At 57.6% G+C, this 14,916-nt stretch carries 16 protein-coding genes; 9 read left to right on the forward strand and 7 right to left on the reverse strand.

All coding sequences use genetic code 11. The annotated features are described in order from the left end of the window. Window positions 1-56: 56 nt before the first annotated feature. Window positions 57-887: a p-hydroxycinnamoyl CoA hydratase/lyase gene (locus VC35_RS05620; RefSeq protein ID WP_046038330.1), complete on the reverse strand. Its 831-nt coding sequence runs from the start codon at window positions 885-887 to the stop codon at window positions 57-59. A 214-nt stretch (window positions 888-1,101) separates the two neighbouring features. On the opposite strand from VC35_RS05620, the gene VC35_RS05625 reads away from it, so the two are divergent. Then, a complete protein-coding gene (locus tag VC35_RS05625) occupies window positions 1,102-1,590 on the forward strand; it encodes a MarR family winged helix-turn-helix transcriptional regulator (protein WP_046038332.1) in 489 nt (162 codons plus the stop codon). A gap of 61 nt (window positions 1,591-1,651) precedes the next feature. Here VC35_RS05625 and VC35_RS05630 read toward each other — a convergent pair whose 3' ends face one another. Further along, window positions 1,652-2,959, reverse strand: a complete 1,308-nt coding sequence (locus VC35_RS05630) for an OprD family porin (RefSeq protein WP_404942346.1) — start codon at window positions 2,957-2,959, stop codon at window positions 1,652-1,654. Between the two features lie 346 nt (window positions 2,960-3,305). Here VC35_RS05630 and mhpT point away from each other — a divergent pair, with 346 nt between their 5' ends. After that, window positions 3,306-4,523: a 3-(3-hydroxy-phenyl)propionate transporter MhpT gene (gene mhpT / locus VC35_RS05635; protein WP_046038335.1), complete on the forward strand. Its 1,218-nt coding sequence runs from the start codon at window positions 3,306-3,308 to the stop codon at window positions 4,521-4,523. 99 nt (window positions 4,524-4,622) lie between these two features. Here mhpT and arsN2 read toward each other — a convergent pair whose 3' ends face one another. Then, on the reverse strand, window positions 4,623-5,066 hold the full coding sequence (arsN2, locus tag VC35_RS05640; RefSeq protein ID WP_046038383.1) for an arsenic resistance N-acetyltransferase ArsN2: 444 nt from the start codon (window positions 5,064-5,066) through the stop codon (window positions 4,623-4,625). 148 nt (window positions 5,067-5,214) lie between these two features. Between arsN2 and VC35_RS05645 the strand changes: the two genes are divergently transcribed. Beyond that, complete coding sequence (locus VC35_RS05645) at window positions 5,215-5,535, forward strand: isochorismate lyase (protein WP_046038337.1); 321 nt, start codon at window positions 5,215-5,217, stop codon at window positions 5,533-5,535. 114 nt (window positions 5,536-5,649) lie between these two features. On the opposite strand, the gene VC35_RS05650 is transcribed toward VC35_RS05645, so the two are convergent. Continuing rightward, window positions 5,650-6,564, reverse strand: a complete 915-nt coding sequence (locus VC35_RS05650) for a LysR family transcriptional regulator (protein WP_046038340.1) — start codon at window positions 6,562-6,564, stop codon at window positions 5,650-5,652. 140 nt (window positions 6,565-6,704) lie between these two features. Here VC35_RS05650 and VC35_RS05655 point away from each other — a divergent pair, with 140 nt between their 5' ends. Then, the gene (locus VC35_RS05655) at window positions 6,705-7,100 is read left to right on the forward strand and encodes a RidA family protein (protein WP_046038341.1); all 396 of its coding nucleotides are present in this window, start codon (window positions 6,705-6,707) and stop codon (window positions 7,098-7,100) included. Window positions 7,101-7,336: 236 nt separating this feature from the next. Here VC35_RS05655 and VC35_RS05660 read toward each other — a convergent pair whose 3' ends face one another. Beyond that, a complete protein-coding gene (locus VC35_RS05660) occupies window positions 7,337-8,077 on the reverse strand; it encodes an NAD-dependent epimerase/dehydratase family protein (protein ID WP_046038343.1) in 741 nt (246 codons plus the stop codon). A 275-nt stretch (window positions 8,078-8,352) separates the two neighbouring features. On the opposite strand from VC35_RS05660, the gene VC35_RS29910 reads away from it, so the two are divergent. The 3 genes from VC35_RS29910 to VC35_RS05675 all read left to right on the forward strand — a co-directional run bounded on the left by VC35_RS29910 (window position 8,353) and on the right by VC35_RS05675 (window position 9,129). Then, window positions 8,353-8,604 carry a hypothetical protein gene (locus tag VC35_RS29910; protein ID WP_043302427.1) on the forward strand — a complete coding sequence of 84 codons (252 nt, stop codon included), beginning with the start codon at window positions 8,353-8,355 and terminating at the stop codon, window positions 8,602-8,604. A 28-nt stretch (window positions 8,605-8,632) separates the two neighbouring features. Next, a complete protein-coding gene (locus VC35_RS05670; RefSeq protein ID WP_008019294.1) occupies window positions 8,633-8,857 on the forward strand; it encodes a hypothetical protein in 225 nt (74 codons plus the stop codon). A 68-nt stretch (window positions 8,858-8,925) separates the two neighbouring features. Beyond that, entirely contained in the window at window positions 8,926-9,129 is a 204-nt protein-coding gene (locus tag VC35_RS05675) for a hypothetical protein (RefSeq protein WP_043302433.1), read from the forward strand. Window positions 9,130-9,762: 633 nt separating this feature from the next. Here the strand turns inward: VC35_RS05675 and VC35_RS05685 are convergent. Then, window positions 9,763-11,214 (reverse strand): DUF1254 domain-containing protein, encoded by a 1,452-nt coding sequence (locus tag VC35_RS05685; RefSeq protein ID WP_221174477.1) that lies wholly within the window; start codon window positions 11,212-11,214, stop codon window positions 9,763-9,765. Window positions 11,215-11,976: 762 nt separating this feature from the next. On the opposite strand from VC35_RS05685, the gene VC35_RS05690 reads away from it, so the two are divergent. Together VC35_RS05690 and VC35_RS05695 are read left to right on the forward strand one after the other, a co-directional pair. Beyond that, window positions 11,977-12,594 (forward strand): dTMP kinase, encoded by a 618-nt coding sequence (locus tag VC35_RS05690; RefSeq protein WP_046038348.1) that lies wholly within the window; start codon window positions 11,977-11,979, stop codon window positions 12,592-12,594. A 322-nt stretch (window positions 12,595-12,916) separates the two neighbouring features. Next, window positions 12,917-14,050, forward strand: coding sequence for an aminotransferase class V-fold PLP-dependent enzyme (locus VC35_RS05695; RefSeq protein ID WP_046038349.1), 1,134 nt, complete (start codon window positions 12,917-12,919; stop codon window positions 14,048-14,050). Between the two features lie 413 nt (window positions 14,051-14,463). Here VC35_RS05695 and VC35_RS05700 read toward each other — a convergent pair whose 3' ends face one another. Beyond that, window positions 14,464-14,811, reverse strand: coding sequence for a hypothetical protein (locus VC35_RS05700; RefSeq protein ID WP_046038350.1), 348 nt, complete (start codon window positions 14,809-14,811; stop codon window positions 14,464-14,466). Window positions 14,812-14,916: the final 105 nt, after the last annotated feature.

Consider the following 14,916-nt stretch of genomic DNA (forward strand, 5'->3'; position numbering starts at 1 on the left):
GGAATACATACGAGCGATGCAGCGCGCCGGGGCGGACATGCGCCCGGCGATCAGTCTCAGCGCTTGTAGGCCTGCAGACCGGGCTTGATGCTCTTGTCGTCGAGGAACTGCTTCATGCCCTGCTCACGGCCACCTTCGGTGTCGAGCAGGCGCGACTGGTCGAGCTTGGCGTACAGGTAGTCTTCGTTCTGTTCCCAGGTCAGCTCGCGGCAGCGCTTGAAGCCATGCTTGGCCGCACGCAGCACCACCGGGTTTTTCTCCAGCAGGTTGCGCGCCAGATCCACGGTGACTTCACGCAGTTGCGCCAGGGGTACGCTTTCGTTGACCAGGCCCATCTCGGCGGCTTTCTGCCCACCGAAGGTCTTGCCGGTCATGATGTAGTACAGCGATTGACGATGGCCCACGGTGTCGGCCATGGCCTTGCTCACCAGGTTGCCCGGCGGGATGCCCCAGTTGATTTCCGAGAGGCCGAAGGTTGCTTCGTCGGCGCAGATCGCCAGGTCACAGGCCACCAGCGGGCTGAAGCCGCCACCGAAGCACCAGCCGTTGACCATGGCGATGGTCGGCTTGGTGTACATGCGCAGCAGTTTCCATTGCCATTGCGAGGCTTCGCGGCGGATTTTTTCCTGGAGGATCTCCGGACCCGCGTCCACTTCGCGGAAGTATTCCTTGAGGTCCATGCCCGCGGTCCAGGCTTCGCCGGCACCGGTCAACACCAGCACGCCGGCCGCCGGATCCTGCTCCAGGGTTTCCAGCACATCGATCATTTCCCGGTTGAGTGTCGGGCTCATGGCGTTGCGTTTTTCCGGGCGATTGAGGATGACCCAGGCGATGCCTTCCTCGATCTCGACCTTGACGGTTGTCCAGCGACCTTCGTAATTGCTCATGGCGATGCTCTCTTGTTCTTGGCTTGAAGATGACTGGAAATTAAATGACCGATATAGTTATGTCAATTAACTATTAATCGAATTAACCATTTTTTTGTCCACCCGGAAATATCCTCCGGCCCCATCGTCATGAACGACGGGCATAGCTATCAGCGACCAACCCCGGCAAACTAGATACGCTTGTTAACCTCCACCTCTTCAGGATTCACCCGCAATGGCCAAGCCTTCTCCCCTCGCCGACCAGAGCGAGTCCCCGTCCGCCACCGCCGAGCTGCAGGCACCGCTGGATTCGGCACTGGATGACCTGATCGGCTACGCGATGCGGCGCGCCCAACTCAAGCTGTTCCAGAACCTGATCGGTCGCCTGTCAGCCCATGACCTGCGCCCCGCGCAGTTCTCGGCCCTGGCGATCATCGACCAGAATCCGGGACTGATGCAGGCCGACCTGGCCCGGGCCCTGGCCATCGAGCCGCCGCAGGTGGTGCCGTTGCTCAATAAACTGGAAAGCCGCGCGCTGGCGGTGCGGGTGCGCTGCAAACCGGACAAGCGCTCCTACGGAATCTTCCTGAGCAAGACCGGCGAAACCTTGCTCAAGGAGCTCAAGCAGATCGCCGCGCAAAGCGATTTCGACTCCACCTCATCGCTGACCGGCGAAGAGCGCGAGGAGCTGCTGCGCTTGCTGAGAAAGGTTTACCAGGACTGAACGCACGCTGCCGGCACGCTCCAGAAGAGGCGGCCGGCTGGGAACGTCGAAGGACCCGGGCTTACCAGATCGGCAAGGTATAGAGCACCAGGAAGCGGGTCTGGTTTTCATCGCGGAATGCCGCGCCAGCGGGGAAGTCATTGCGGTAGATCGACTTGCGCGCCAACAGACCGACGTTTTTCAGCGGGCCGCTCTGAATCACATAACCCAGCTCCATCTGGAACTCGCGTTCCTTGCGGTCCTCGGCGTTGAAGGCGGCCAACTCGATGTTATCGCCGCGCACATAACGCAACCGCCCCTTCAGCCCAGGCACGCCGGATGCGACGAAGTCATAGTCGTAGATGGCCTGCCAGGTATGCTCCTTTGCATTGAGAAAGTCCGAACTCATGGTCAGCTCGCTCATGCCCATCAGCTCGGTGCCAGAGATGTACGGCGTCGCCGTGTCGCCACTGGCGTGCATGTAGCCGAGGCTCACCCGGTGCCCGCCGAAGCGGTAGCCGAACAATGCCGAGAGGTTGCGGTTGTCCACCCTGCCCGCCTTGGCGCTGCCATCCTCGCGGCTGAAAAAACTGCGCAAGTCACTGGTGAACACACCTTCGCCGAGCGGCAGGTTGTGCAGCAATGCCAGGGTGTCTTGTTGGTACAGGTCGGCCACCTCGGCATGGTAGGCGCGCAGGCTCAGGTCCTTGTTGACCTGGTAATCACCCCCCAGATAAGCCAGGTGCGAGGTGGTAGCAGCGCCGTTGAAACGCCGGTTCGGCGAGGCGATGGTCATGGCCTGATAGTCCGTGGAATCGCGCTTGTTGATGCGATCGATGTAACCGCTGTTCAGGGTCAGGCCATCGAAATCCCTGGAACTGAGCGTGGTGCCGCGAAAGGTCTGTGGCAGCAGTCGCGACGGGCTGGCCAAAGCAAACGGCAGGAAGATCGAGACATCGCCGCTCTTGACCGTTGTCTGGGCAAACCGCAGCTTGGCCGTCGGCGCCAGCCGCGAATAGTCATCCGCCGCGCGCTTGTCGCTGGCCGACACCGGCAACAGTTCGGTGCCGCTGCGATCCGGAGCGGAATCGAGCTTGACCCCCAGCAGCCCCCGCACGTCCAGACCAAAGCCCACAGTTCCTTCGGTAAACCCCGACTCCATGCCCAGGATGAAACCCTGGGCCCACTCCCTCGCGGCAGACTTGGCGCCGCCGTCCTGGTATTCACGGTCGATGTAGTAATTGCGCAGGGTCAAGTTTGCGTGACTGTCCTCGATAAACCCCTCGGCCCGCAACTGAGAGGGCAGAACGCTGACGCCTAGCAGTGCCACCACCCACCCTGGATGGATACTGCAAACGCAGGGGAGCGACGCTACGGAACCGGTGTTCATGGGGCGTTTTGGCATGTTCGATGTCCACTTTTTATTGTTGTTTTTGAGTGCCGGCCCCGCACGGGTCTGCCGGATTCACCATCAGAGAATGGAAACAGCCAAGGGACGTCGTCAATCGTAAATATCCGATAATCGAACATTAATATTATTATCTATTTTCACACAGCCATCTGAATACATTCATAACATTCTGTTTTTGAACGATTATTTAGTTGGTTTTTGCAATTTTCAGGACAGCATTCTTTTTTTAGTTATCTTTGTTATCTTAATCGTCAGCGGTCACTGACGGCGCACCCAACGCACGGAGGGCTCGACTGCATAACAAAAACAACAATGAGGTTCACCCATGGACAGTCCATCGCGTCGCTCGACGCTGACAATCGCTTTGTGCTTTATCGTTGCGCTGATCGAGGGGTTCGATCTGCAGGCTGCCGGCACCGCTGCCGCGGGGTTGCGCCAGAGCTTTGCCCTGGACCCGAAGATGATGGGCTGGGTGTTCAGCGCCGGGATCATTGGCCTGCTGCCAGGTGCGTTTTTTGGCGGCTGGGTGGCCGATCGTATCGGCCGCAAGAAAATCCTCGTCGGCGCCGTGCTGCTGTTCGGTGTCTTCTCGCTCTGCACCGCCTATGTCGAGAGCTACTCCAGCCTGCTGCTGGTGCGTTTCATGACGGGCCTGGGCCTGGGTGCCGCCCTGCCCAACCTGATTGCCCTGTGTGCCGAGGCCGTGAGCGAGCGCCATCGCGGCACCGCCATCAGCGTCATGTATTGCGGCGTGCCCCTGGGCGGCGCGCTGGCGGCGGTGGTGGCGATGTTTTCCAGTGAACACTGGCAAACCACCTTCATCATCGGCGGTCTGACGCCCTTGCTGGTGGTGCCGCTGATGGCCCTGCTGCTGCCCGAATCCACGGCGTTCCGCCAGCAACACGTCACGACCGCCAGCCCACGGTCGTCCACCGCCCAGGCGCTGTTCGGAGAAGGACGCGCACGCTGCACACTGGCCTTGTGGTTGAGCTACTTCTTCACCCTGACCGTGATGTACATGCTGCTCAACTGGCTGCCCTCGCTGTTGCTGGCGCAGGGTTTCACCAAGCCCCAGGCAGGCATGGTGCAGATGCTGTTCAACATCGGTGGCGCCATTGGTTCGCTGCTCGGCGGGGTAATGCTGGACCGCTGCAACGGCCTGAAAGTGGTCCTGTTCGTGTACGCCGGGGTGTTGGCGGCGCTGGCCGGGGTCGGCCTGTCAGTGGGTATCGTGCCGATGGCCATCGCCGGGTTTGCCGTCGGGCTGTTCGTCATGGCCGCACAGCTGGTGCTGTATGCCTTGGCGCCCCCTTCCTACCCGACGTCGGTGCGCGCCACCGGTGTCGGCGCGGCCGTGGCCATCGGCCGACTCGGTTCGGTGGCTGGCCCCCTGGCCGCCGGCCAGATCCTCGCTGCCGGTGCCGGCACCACTGGCGTGCTGCTGGCAACGTCACCAGGGTTGGTGATCGCCGCGCTGTCGATCCTGACCGTGATCGCCCGCAACGGAGCGAGCACCGAGTCTCAACCGCAAGCGGCAAACTGAGTCCCGCAACAAAGGCTTCAGGAATGAAAAATGCCCGGCAATGTGCCGGGCATTTTTTGACCACCGAATCAGCCTCAATCGATGCACATCAATGACTAATCAGTACAAGGGACCGTTAAGCGTCTTGCGCAGATAGCTCGCCGATGCAGGGCACAAATGCTTGAATTGAACGGTCTGGGTGATAGCCGCAGGCGCCTCGTCCCTGCCAAGCAGTTCGTACCCATTGGCAGCGAAAAAACCAGTAGCGCCTTGGGTCAACAGGTGCAATCGGACTGCGCCTTGAGAGACCGCAAAGCGTTCCAGTTCAGACAACACCACTTTACCCAGCCCCTCTCCACGATGCGTCTCACAAACGACTATCGAGCGCAGTAACAGATCGCAACCCGCACCCTCGAGCCCTCCATAAGCCACCCATTGCCCATCCACCTCGAAACGGTAAAACTGTCGATCCGGTTCGCTGACATCACTGAAGGGCAGCCCTGCCTGACTTAATGACTTGCGCAGATGATCCAGATCACCCGGCCCTGCTTTTCTTGTCTCCATGGCCCACCCTTGTTTCTGGCTCGCTGACATCCAATGTTAGCAGGCTCAATGAAGTGGCCAGGCAACTGAATAGCCGCCCTCACGGAAGACCGCGTGCCGATACTTCTTCCGAAGACCCACGAACTTTTCAGCAAGCGGAGTCACCTACATGGACGTCATCAATCAGTTGCAGCCCGAAGAGTGTGCAGGCATGGAGGATATCCGACGCGAAATCGATGCCCTTGATCAGGCTGTTATCAAGCTGTTGGGCAAGCGTTTTCACTACGTACTGGCTGCCTCGAAGTACAAGGCCTCAGTGACTTCGGTGCGTGCTCCGGAGCGTTTCAAGGCCATGTTGGCGACACGACGCGAGTGGGCCGAGGCAGAGGGTCTGAGCCCGGATGCAATCGAGAAGATGTACAGTGACCTGGTGAACCACTTCATTGCAGAAGAAATGAAACACTGGGCGGCTCATCAATCCGACACCTGACTCTAGTGCCCGGACTGTCCCGTCATGGGTCGTTTACAGCCCCCCCCAACAGGCAGTAATCGGCCAGAAGCGGACGTTTAGAGTGTCTAGTCCTGAAATGGGTTTACACCTGTTTCACTTAACCACCGGCGCATGCTCGGCCATCAATTCTATTACCCAGTCGATAAATACCCGCACCTTGGCGCTGACATGGCGATTCGGCGGGAATGCCAGATACATCGGCATTGGCGCCATGTGCCAGTCCTCAAACAGCGGCAGCAGCTCGCCGCTGACCAGGTGCGGTTGGGCCATGTACCGCGGTAGCCAAAGCATGCCCAGACCAGCCAGGCCGGCGGCGAGGTACGCATTGCCGTCGTCGACCGTCAGTTGCGGGCGGCCCTGGGCCTCGATGCGTTCCTCACCCCGCTGCATCGCGTAGGGCAAGGATTTGCCTGTACGAAACCAAAGGAAGCCAACGGTACTGTGCCTACCCTCCTCCAGCTCACGGGGGTGCGCCGGCGTACCGAAGCGCTGCAGATAGCCGGGCGCGGCATAAATGCCGATGTTCAGATCGCCCACATGCCTTGCCATCAGGGACTGATCGATGATCTCGCCGCCGCGCACCACGCAGTCGACGTTTTCGCCAATGATGTCGACAATGCGATCGCTCACGCCCACGGTCAGCTGGATTTCCGGGTAGCGTGCAAAGAACCCCGGCAAGGCTGGTATCAGCAGCATTCGCGCCAGCGGGCTGGGCACATCCACCCGCAGCCGCCCGCGCGGTGTCATCGACGCGCTGGACAGGCTGGTCTCGGCGTCGTCCATATCGACCAGTAGCCGGATGACGCGCTCGTAGTAGACCGCGCCATCGGCGGTGACGTTGACCTTGCGTGTGGTGCGGTTGAGCAAGCGCACACGCAGCCTCGCTTCCAGTTGCTGAACGAGCTGCGTCACGGTGGTCTTGCTCATGTGCAGGGTGGCTGCCGCCTTGGTGAAGCTGCCGGTTTCCACCACTCGGGCAAAGGCCTGCATTGCATCGAAACGGTCCATTTCACGCCTCACTCGGGTCTGGATAGTTTGGATTCTACAAACAGTCATGACCAGAGTTGCGCGTTTATTCAGGTCGCTCGTCTTTTTACACTGGCTCCATCGTAAACAGCGGGCCGCGATGACCCCGAAGGAGGTATGCAATGACCAGCAAACGTGATGTCGTTTTCCCGCCTGACCGCCATGCACTGTACGAGCTCCACCGCTACTCACCGGCGATTCGCTCCAACGGTTTTCTGTTCGTATCCGGTCAGGTCGGCAGCCGCAAGGATGGCTCGGCCGAGCCGGACCTCGCGGCACAGGTTCGCCTGGCCTTCGCCAACCTCAACGCGATCCTGGCCGAGGCCGGCAGTAGTTTCGAGGATGTGGTCGACACGACCATCTTCATGGTCGACCCCGACTCGAAATTCGAAACTATCTGGGAAGTAGCGGCCGAGTACTGGGGCGAAGCTCCCTACCCGACGGCGACCGCTATCGGCGTGACCTGGTTGTCCGGCTTCGACTTCGAGATCAAGGTGATTGCCAAACTATCCCAATAAACTCGGCTCAGCCCTCCTCCGACCGTCAAAGGGAACCATCTTGTTTTTTCTGGAGTGACCCTCCGCGCCCGACCGTTCTCTGCTTGTTTTCACCGTCCGTTTCTGGCCGATTACTGCCCTTGGCGAGAGGCAGAAACCGGCCAGAAGCGGTCGCTCGAAAATCATCAGAGTGGCTCCCACAAAATACGGCCAGCCTCTGTCGGATCAGTTAGTCGTCCTTAACGTATTACTTGTGTTCAGTAAAATTGAGCGTTTCCTTCCAGAATCTTAAACCCATCATCAAGGGGGGCGTATCCAACAACTTTTCTGGTCTTCTCAATAGAAAGGCGCTTATACCTGTTGTCTGAGACCCCATGGATAACGTGGAATCCATTCAGTTTGGCCTCAACGCAATTTCTAAGTAGTGCGACAACGTCCTTAAAACTGATAAAAGCAGCTACGTCCCTTGGGCTGTGGCTCTCTCCTTGGTGAAAATTGGCTACGTTTGCAATACGGACTGCGATTGTTGTCATGTGACCATCGTTTGCATACATTGAAGCGAGAGCTTCCCCAAACGCTTTGCTGACCCCGTAAAGATTGCCTGGCTTAGGTGCCATACATTCCTGTATCTGGACATCTTCTGGATAACCTTCAATAGTCTGGGCGCTGCTCGCAAATATGAAGCGCTTGCAGCCTTGAGCCCTTGCGGCGAATAACATGTTGTAGGTCCCCACAATGTTCACAGGAAGCAGGGACGTCATGAAATCGGCGTCTGGGTTAGGGTCAGCAGCTAGATGAATCACGGTATGTATGCCTTCGCAAGCTTCAAGGCAATTGGCTTGATCCCTGATGTCGAGAGAGAAACGTTGTGCCGAGTCCGGAAGTTTTGAAACGTCTATATCGGCTAAACGCAAATCTGACTTATCGCCTTGCGCTGTCCAAAAAGCGCTGCCGATCTGGCCCGCGGCACCTGTGACTAAAATTTTTCGTGTTCTCATTTCAGCATGTCCTTATGGTAAACCTCACTCTAGCCTCCCAGCCTTGTGGACGGTTTACAACCTCCAATAAGGGTGACAAGCATCAACTCTAAAGTCCGCTTCTGGCCGTTCTCTGCCGATCATGGTTACAAAGCGTGCTGGTCAAATCCGATGCAATCGGTGGTCAGAACGAATGCAAATGACTGGTCAGGTCGAATGCAAGCGGGTGATCAAGTAGAGTGCAATTTCGCAGCTGAATATCGGATTAGTGTTGTGGGGACTTGTAAGGGGTGATGATGGGGCTCAACAAACCAGTGCAGGACCTGAAGCGCGATCTGCAGGGTGTCGCCTCTGATCTGAAGTGGTCGGCCGTGGAGTTAGTTCGGATTGCCGAGCGGCTAAGCCACGCAGGTAATGGACCAGACGCTGAGGCGCTTCGAAGGATGATCACAATCTTCCAGCAAGGTGAGAATCGGTTAGATGGCTGGATTAAAGAAATCGGTGCAGGTCAGGTAGTCCGGCCGGCGAAGGCAGACCACTGCCAATGATCGCGGAAGGTATTGGCAGGAGGTTGTCATGGCACTTAACAAACCCAATCAAGAGTTACGCCGCGACTTGAAAGCCGCTGCATATTCCCTCGAAGAAGCTGCCCTGGAAATGTTCAGGCTTGCAAAACAGCGCGGGGATACAGAGCTTCTGGAGGCAATGGAGACGATCGAAAAGCTGCATGAGCAAGCTGATCGGCTGACTGCTTACACAGATGAGGTGAAGGCGGGAAGGATTGTCCGGAAGGCTGAATAGCCATGCGTCTGGCGGGCGTATTCGCGCTAGATCTGAAATATAAGCAATGCCCTGTAAACGGTTACTCAATGAAGAAGAAGCTGACGGACAGTAAAGCAGCAGTGACTGCTGCTGAAATTGAGCGTTCTATCCAAGCCCTGAACAAAATGGCTGAACGCCTATGGGGGGATGGCCGGGAAGCCGAGGCGAAAGCTCTCCTCGATGCTTTGGACGCATTAAACCGGGCGCTTGATCGGATCAGGATTGGAGAGAGTCGCAGGGTTCTCCATTGAACGGCACAAACTAGCTGGCGGGTTATGAAGGCGAGAAGGATTGTGCGGGGGAAGGCGGAGTAGGCGCGTGGTATGACGGCGAGATGTTGTAGCGGCTTGGCGGTCGTACCGATGTAACTCAAATGCCCGGTCCAGAGCCGGGCTTCTCGTATCTGCCCCTGTCATGCCTTCGTCACACCTACCAAGCACAATGCAGTCAGCCAAAGGGATTTGGCCCATCTACAGAGAGCCCGGCTAATGTGCCGGGCTTTTTCGTTTCTGCGACATGCTTTTCACCAATCGCTCACATGGTGGAGCGCAGATTAACCCTGCTCCTTTGAAGAATTCCCATTTGGCCCGCCCGCATGCGGGCCATTTTTTTGGTCGCTGCCACGATTTCTACAAGAACTGGAGAAGCGACCATGTCAGATGACTGCGAAATTGCACTCCACTTGACCACCCGCTTGCATTCGACCTGACCAGTCATTTGCATTCGTTCTGACCACCGATTGCATCGGATTTGACCAGCACGCTTTGTAACCATGATCGGCAGAGAACGGCCAATAGCAGCCCTTGATGATTGGCTGCTATTGGCAAAAAGGCAGCACAAGCCGACACCGACCTACGCCGAGTGTCAGCAATGGGCCGCAAGATTTACTTCGTGACCACCAGCGCCGGTGGCTGCCAGCTGCCGTCGCCAGCGGGAAGAATCGAAGGCGGTGCGGTCTTCGGCCAGTAGAGGCGCATTACCAGAAAGACCGTGTCGTCAGGCGCGGGCAACCAGTTTGCCTCCTTAGCCTTGCCGGGGGAGTCTTTCTGGATGTACAGCGTCAGTGAACCATCCGTGTTTTTCTTCATCGCCGACAGCATCGGTGAATTGATCAGGTAACGGTTGAGCGGATTCTTGACCAGCAGCTGGCTCTTGCCGTCGTACATGGTCACCGACCAGAAGGCATTGACTGGCGGCAGTTTGCCGGCCGGGAAAGTCAGCGTGTACTTGCGCTTGCTGGTATCCAGCGTCTGGCCGGTGCCGTCGGTGCGCGTGTTGGGATACATCGCCTCGACGGCGTCGTTGCCGTAGAGGCCGCCTTTCGCGGCACCGGCACGCTTCAGCCAGTCGGCCTTGTAGAACGTTTGGTCGCCGAAGTACGCGCCTACGTTCCAGCCGTTGATTATCTTCGTCCCGCTCGCGAGGAACTTGTCGACCTTCTCGTCACCGGCCTTCATCCCGAGCAGGACCACGGCCTTGTGCTCGAGCGAGAGGTCCTTAAATTCGAAGGTGCGACCGGGTCCCACCCCAATGCTCGCCAGCTTGGCCCGGATCTCCTGGTCGTCAGCCGATGGCGGCACATACTCCATCGCGGCCGACAGGTACTCGAAGAAGTTGGCCTTGATGCCTTCCGTCGTAGCCGGCACGAAATCAATCTTCGGCGCAGTGGGCGGCGCGGGTTGATGGAGGAAGGCGGACAGCGGCTGGACCTTGTAGCCTGCTTGCACCTTCTCGACATTCGGCATGTCCTTGGCATTGTAGAGCTGAGTCCGAATGGCGCTCACGGCGAAGGGAGTGGTCGAGGTGAAGACTTTTTTGATACCGGGAGGGGGCGCGCCTTTCCAATCGGGACCGACCACCATGTATTGGCCTGGCTCGCTGCCGGTGGCACGGCTGCCGATGTAACCGTAGTTGTAAGTGTTGCCGTCGATCATCTGCACCGAGTAGTAACGCCGCTTGTCCACTGCCGGCACCGAGATCACCATCGGCTCCGCGCGCAGGTCCAGCCAGACAAACGAGTACGGGGTGTCGCTGTTCGGAGTGATGATGGCCGTGTCTTGGTAGGTGAAGACGCGAGGCTCGTTCTTGATCTGGTTGAACGGCGCCTTGTATTGCGGGCCGCCCTTGTCCACAGCATATTCGTTCATCACGGCGTAGTTCATGACCAGCGGTAAGCCGTAAATAAAGCCTTCCTCGGCGATCGCCTTGGTCTGCTCGAGACTCGGCGCGGGTACGCCCTTGGTCACATCCGTCTTGTCTGCCTGCGTGATCGGATCGTTCTTGCTCGCACACCCCGCAAAAAGCGTTGAACCCACTACGACGAGTGCCGCAGCCATTGTCCAGCCCCGGTTAGACTTCCTGTTCATTTCCACCTCGTTAGTTTTGAGCAAGCTGGCACCGTGAGCGTTCATGGCCACGGTGAAATAATTTGAATGCTTGAAACCCTCCCGACTTTTTTCAGTAGTGCCAGGTCATATGGGCGATCAGGGCTTCAATCCAGGTGTTGTCGAACTCGCCGGATACACGATTGCCAGACAAGGTTTTTTGCTGATCGACTGGCGTGCACCCACCCAGACCGCGACCCACTGAAATTCAGGTCTGTCTCTTTACTTAGCGACTGAGTAAATCCTGTGGCGAAGCGCCAACTCACACGCCCAGGGAGTGTAGATCACAATAAGCCAGCATCCCCTTGCGCAGCTGAGCAGCTCAGATTCAGTTCCGTAATGTTTACGCGCCGCCGTTACGGACCATTTGGCTTCGAGAACAGCCAATCGTGATCAGCAGCCAAAAAGCGGATAGTCAGAGATTAACTCTTGAGGTCCGCCAAAGACCGCTATGGGTCGCCCCCCCTTCGTGACAGGCAGAAATCGGCCATTTCCGGTCAGTCGTGACAAGTAAAATTTCGGCCGCGCATCTCGCTGCGGAACAAGATATTTGCCCTGAGTGGGGGGCCGAGCATGTCGGATTAGCCAGAAACCAGGTTAGAGTGTTCATCAATGTCTGCTCATAAGGGCCCTCCACTCGATTCGCGTAGTCGCGCCAAGCAATTCCAGCGAACGAACCGGGCAAAAAACCGTATATCAATTGTTATTTGAAGAATGAATCGTCCACTGTTTGTTTCTCTAGATGGGCCCAAGGGAACCGGCAAAACCACACTGTTGGAGGCCGTTACGAAAGTACTGAGGGCAGACAACAAAAAGGTGATCCGACTTTGCGAGCAAAAAAGCGATCCCTATAGGGGCGAAACAATGGCCCTCGTTAACAAGCTCGTCAGAAATCCCACCCGGGATTTGGAGTTGAGGGTTTGTGAGCGCTTTGCTGATAGCCGTACTTGGATTTCCCAGCACGTGCTGGCTAAACAGCCACCAGGCAGCATCATCTTGATCGATCGCTGGTACCCGTCTGATGCCGCATTTCGCCGGATAGTCCCGTTTGCAGAGATTCTACAGTTGAACATTGATCGAAACGTGCGAGTGCCAGACCTGCATGTCGGGGTTGTCACCGCCCCTGATATTTCATGGGCGAGGGCAGCGGCACGACGGCGTGGGCTGAGCAGTACTGTCATCCATAAGCTGGAAGAACATGTCGCTTGTACCAAGGCGTTCGAGCGAGCGATTGCAGATCACGGCTGGGTTTTATGCCGTAATGAAGGAACGATCGAAGACGCAACGATGCAGGTGACTTCTGAGATCTATAGAGTCCTCGATGCCCCTTAGGCGAAGTTCGCTGCGCCGGCCTTGATGCGGTTGAGATAGCGGTACCTTGCTCGCTTAACTTGGCTCGGCTTACCGACCGCTTTGGGTCGGCTGCTGCCCTTCGTAACTGGTCGTTATCGACCGAACGTAAGGAGGTAGGAACCTTTAAGGCCCACCCTCTCACAACTCAGCAGCCACCTGCGAGCATTGCTACGTCCAGTAATCGACCTGATGATGCCTGCCGCCCGACAGAAGTCGCAATTCAATCCCGAGTAATCTTGTCATTTGCCAAGGCTTAGGGCAGGGTCGATACCACTGAGATCTCTGCCAAAGGAGTCACCCCATGTCAAAGCTATATCCCAGTATCGATCCCGAGGGGCTGGTCGAGTACTCAGTGGTCTACACCGACCGCTCGCTCAACCACATGTCGCAGTCATTTCAAGGCGTGATGAAGAACATTTCCAGGACCCTGAAACAGGTCTACAACGCCCAGGCTGTTGCGGTGGTCCCGGGCAGCGGCACATTCGGCATGGAAGCGGTGGCGCGACAGTTTGCCACCGACCAGCAATGCCTGGTGATACGCAACGGCTGGTTCAGTTATCGCTGGAGCCAGATCCTTGAGATGGGCAACATCCCGGCGGCAACCACGGTGCTGAAAGCCCGACCGGTCGACACTGGTCGCCAGGCTGCCTACGCCCCACCCCCTCTGGACGAAGTGCTGGCAGCCATTGCGGCTTCGAGGCCGCAGATTGTCTTCGCCCCCCACGTTGAAACCTCATCAGGGATTATCCTGCCCGACGAGTACCTGCGGGCCGTCGGCGACGCCGTGCATGCAGTGGATGGCCTGTTCGTGCTGGACTGCATCGCCTCAGGCACGCTTTGGGTTGACATGCAGAAATGCGCAGTCGACCTGCTGATCAGCGCACCGCAGAAAGGCTGGAGCGCCTCCCCTTGCTGCGCCCTGGTGATGCTCAGTTCTTTGGCCCTCGAGCGCATCGAACAGACGCATAGCAGCAGCTTCGCCTGCGACCTGAAAAAGTGGCTTCAGATCATGCAGGCCTACGAACAGGGCGGACATGCCTACCATGCGACCATGCCCAGCGATTCCCTCGCGCGATTTAACGAAGTGATGAAAGAGACGCAAGCCTACGGTTTCGACAAGGTCCGCGGCGAACAACAGGCTCTGGGCGATCGGGTGCGCGCAATGTTGACCGGCAAAGGCATCAAAAGCGTGGCCGCAGCCGGCTTTCAGGCCCCTGGCGTAGTGGTGAGCTACACCGATGATGCCGACATCAAGAGCGGTACGAAATTTGCCAACCACGGCCTACAGATCGCCGCCGGAGTGCCGTTGCAATGCGACGAGCCGGCCGACTTCCAGACCTTCCGCATCGGTCTGTTCGGACTCGAAAAGCTGCACAATATCGAGCGCACGGTCAGTACCCTCGAGCAGGCACTGGACGAGGTGATGGGTAACTAAGCTCTCATCTCCCCCGCAGCACACACCGAATTATTGAATTCCAGGAAGGCATCCGGCACTGGTCACTGCCGGCCCATGACGCTGATCTTCGACGAATATGAAGTTGGTCGCCCGGACGTCATGTTAGAACCATAAGGGAAAGCCCGTGCACGCGTTTTACTGACACGTGCGCCCTTCAGCGCTATCAGAAAAGGTTTCCAACGAAGCCTTTCATGGGGCGGATGATTGGCGGCTGAACGATTTAGCCAATCTGTTGCATCGACCGGTTGAATCCACAGCCAAAAGCAGTCATTGAACTGTTGCCCTGGCGTCGAATCATCAGGAGTACCGCAACCGACCAGGAGTAGATGAGCGTGCCCCTTAAAACCGCAGGATTTGCCGGCGTCTGAAAACGCATACTAGCCACGCGTTGACTACGTCTGTGAGTTCCTCGGCTGGCATGTCATTGCTCGAATCAAAAGTACCGTCATGATCCCGTGCAATACGACCACCGGCCACAATAAAACCCCACTCGATTCCCCTGAGATGCCAACGTAGGCGAGATAAAGCGTAGTGGCTGCGTTATAGACCAACATCCCGAGCATTGCGGGTCCCGGCCAGCAGGCGATGGCCAATGCGATGAGGGCGATGCCGGCCACGGGGACGATGACGCCCGTCAGTTCGATGCCAAGCAGAAGTTGCCCGAGCAGCGACGGGATAAGTATCAGCGCCACGCCAGTGGCTGCCTCGATGATCGCGGCGAAAACAAGCAGTCCTTTCATCACATGGGCGCTCCGTCCCGGGCTGTATAGGTGCAAGGTTGGACGGCCCTGAGGAATTGGTTAACCCGATTGCTACTAAGCCTTAGAGCTTATCGTGATTAGCCT

Origin of the sequence: Pseudomonas fluorescens, from assembly GCF_000967965.1 — a bacterium.
Taxonomy (GTDB): Bacteria; Pseudomonadota; Gammaproteobacteria; order Pseudomonadales; family Pseudomonadaceae; genus Aquipseudomonas; species Aquipseudomonas grandcourensis.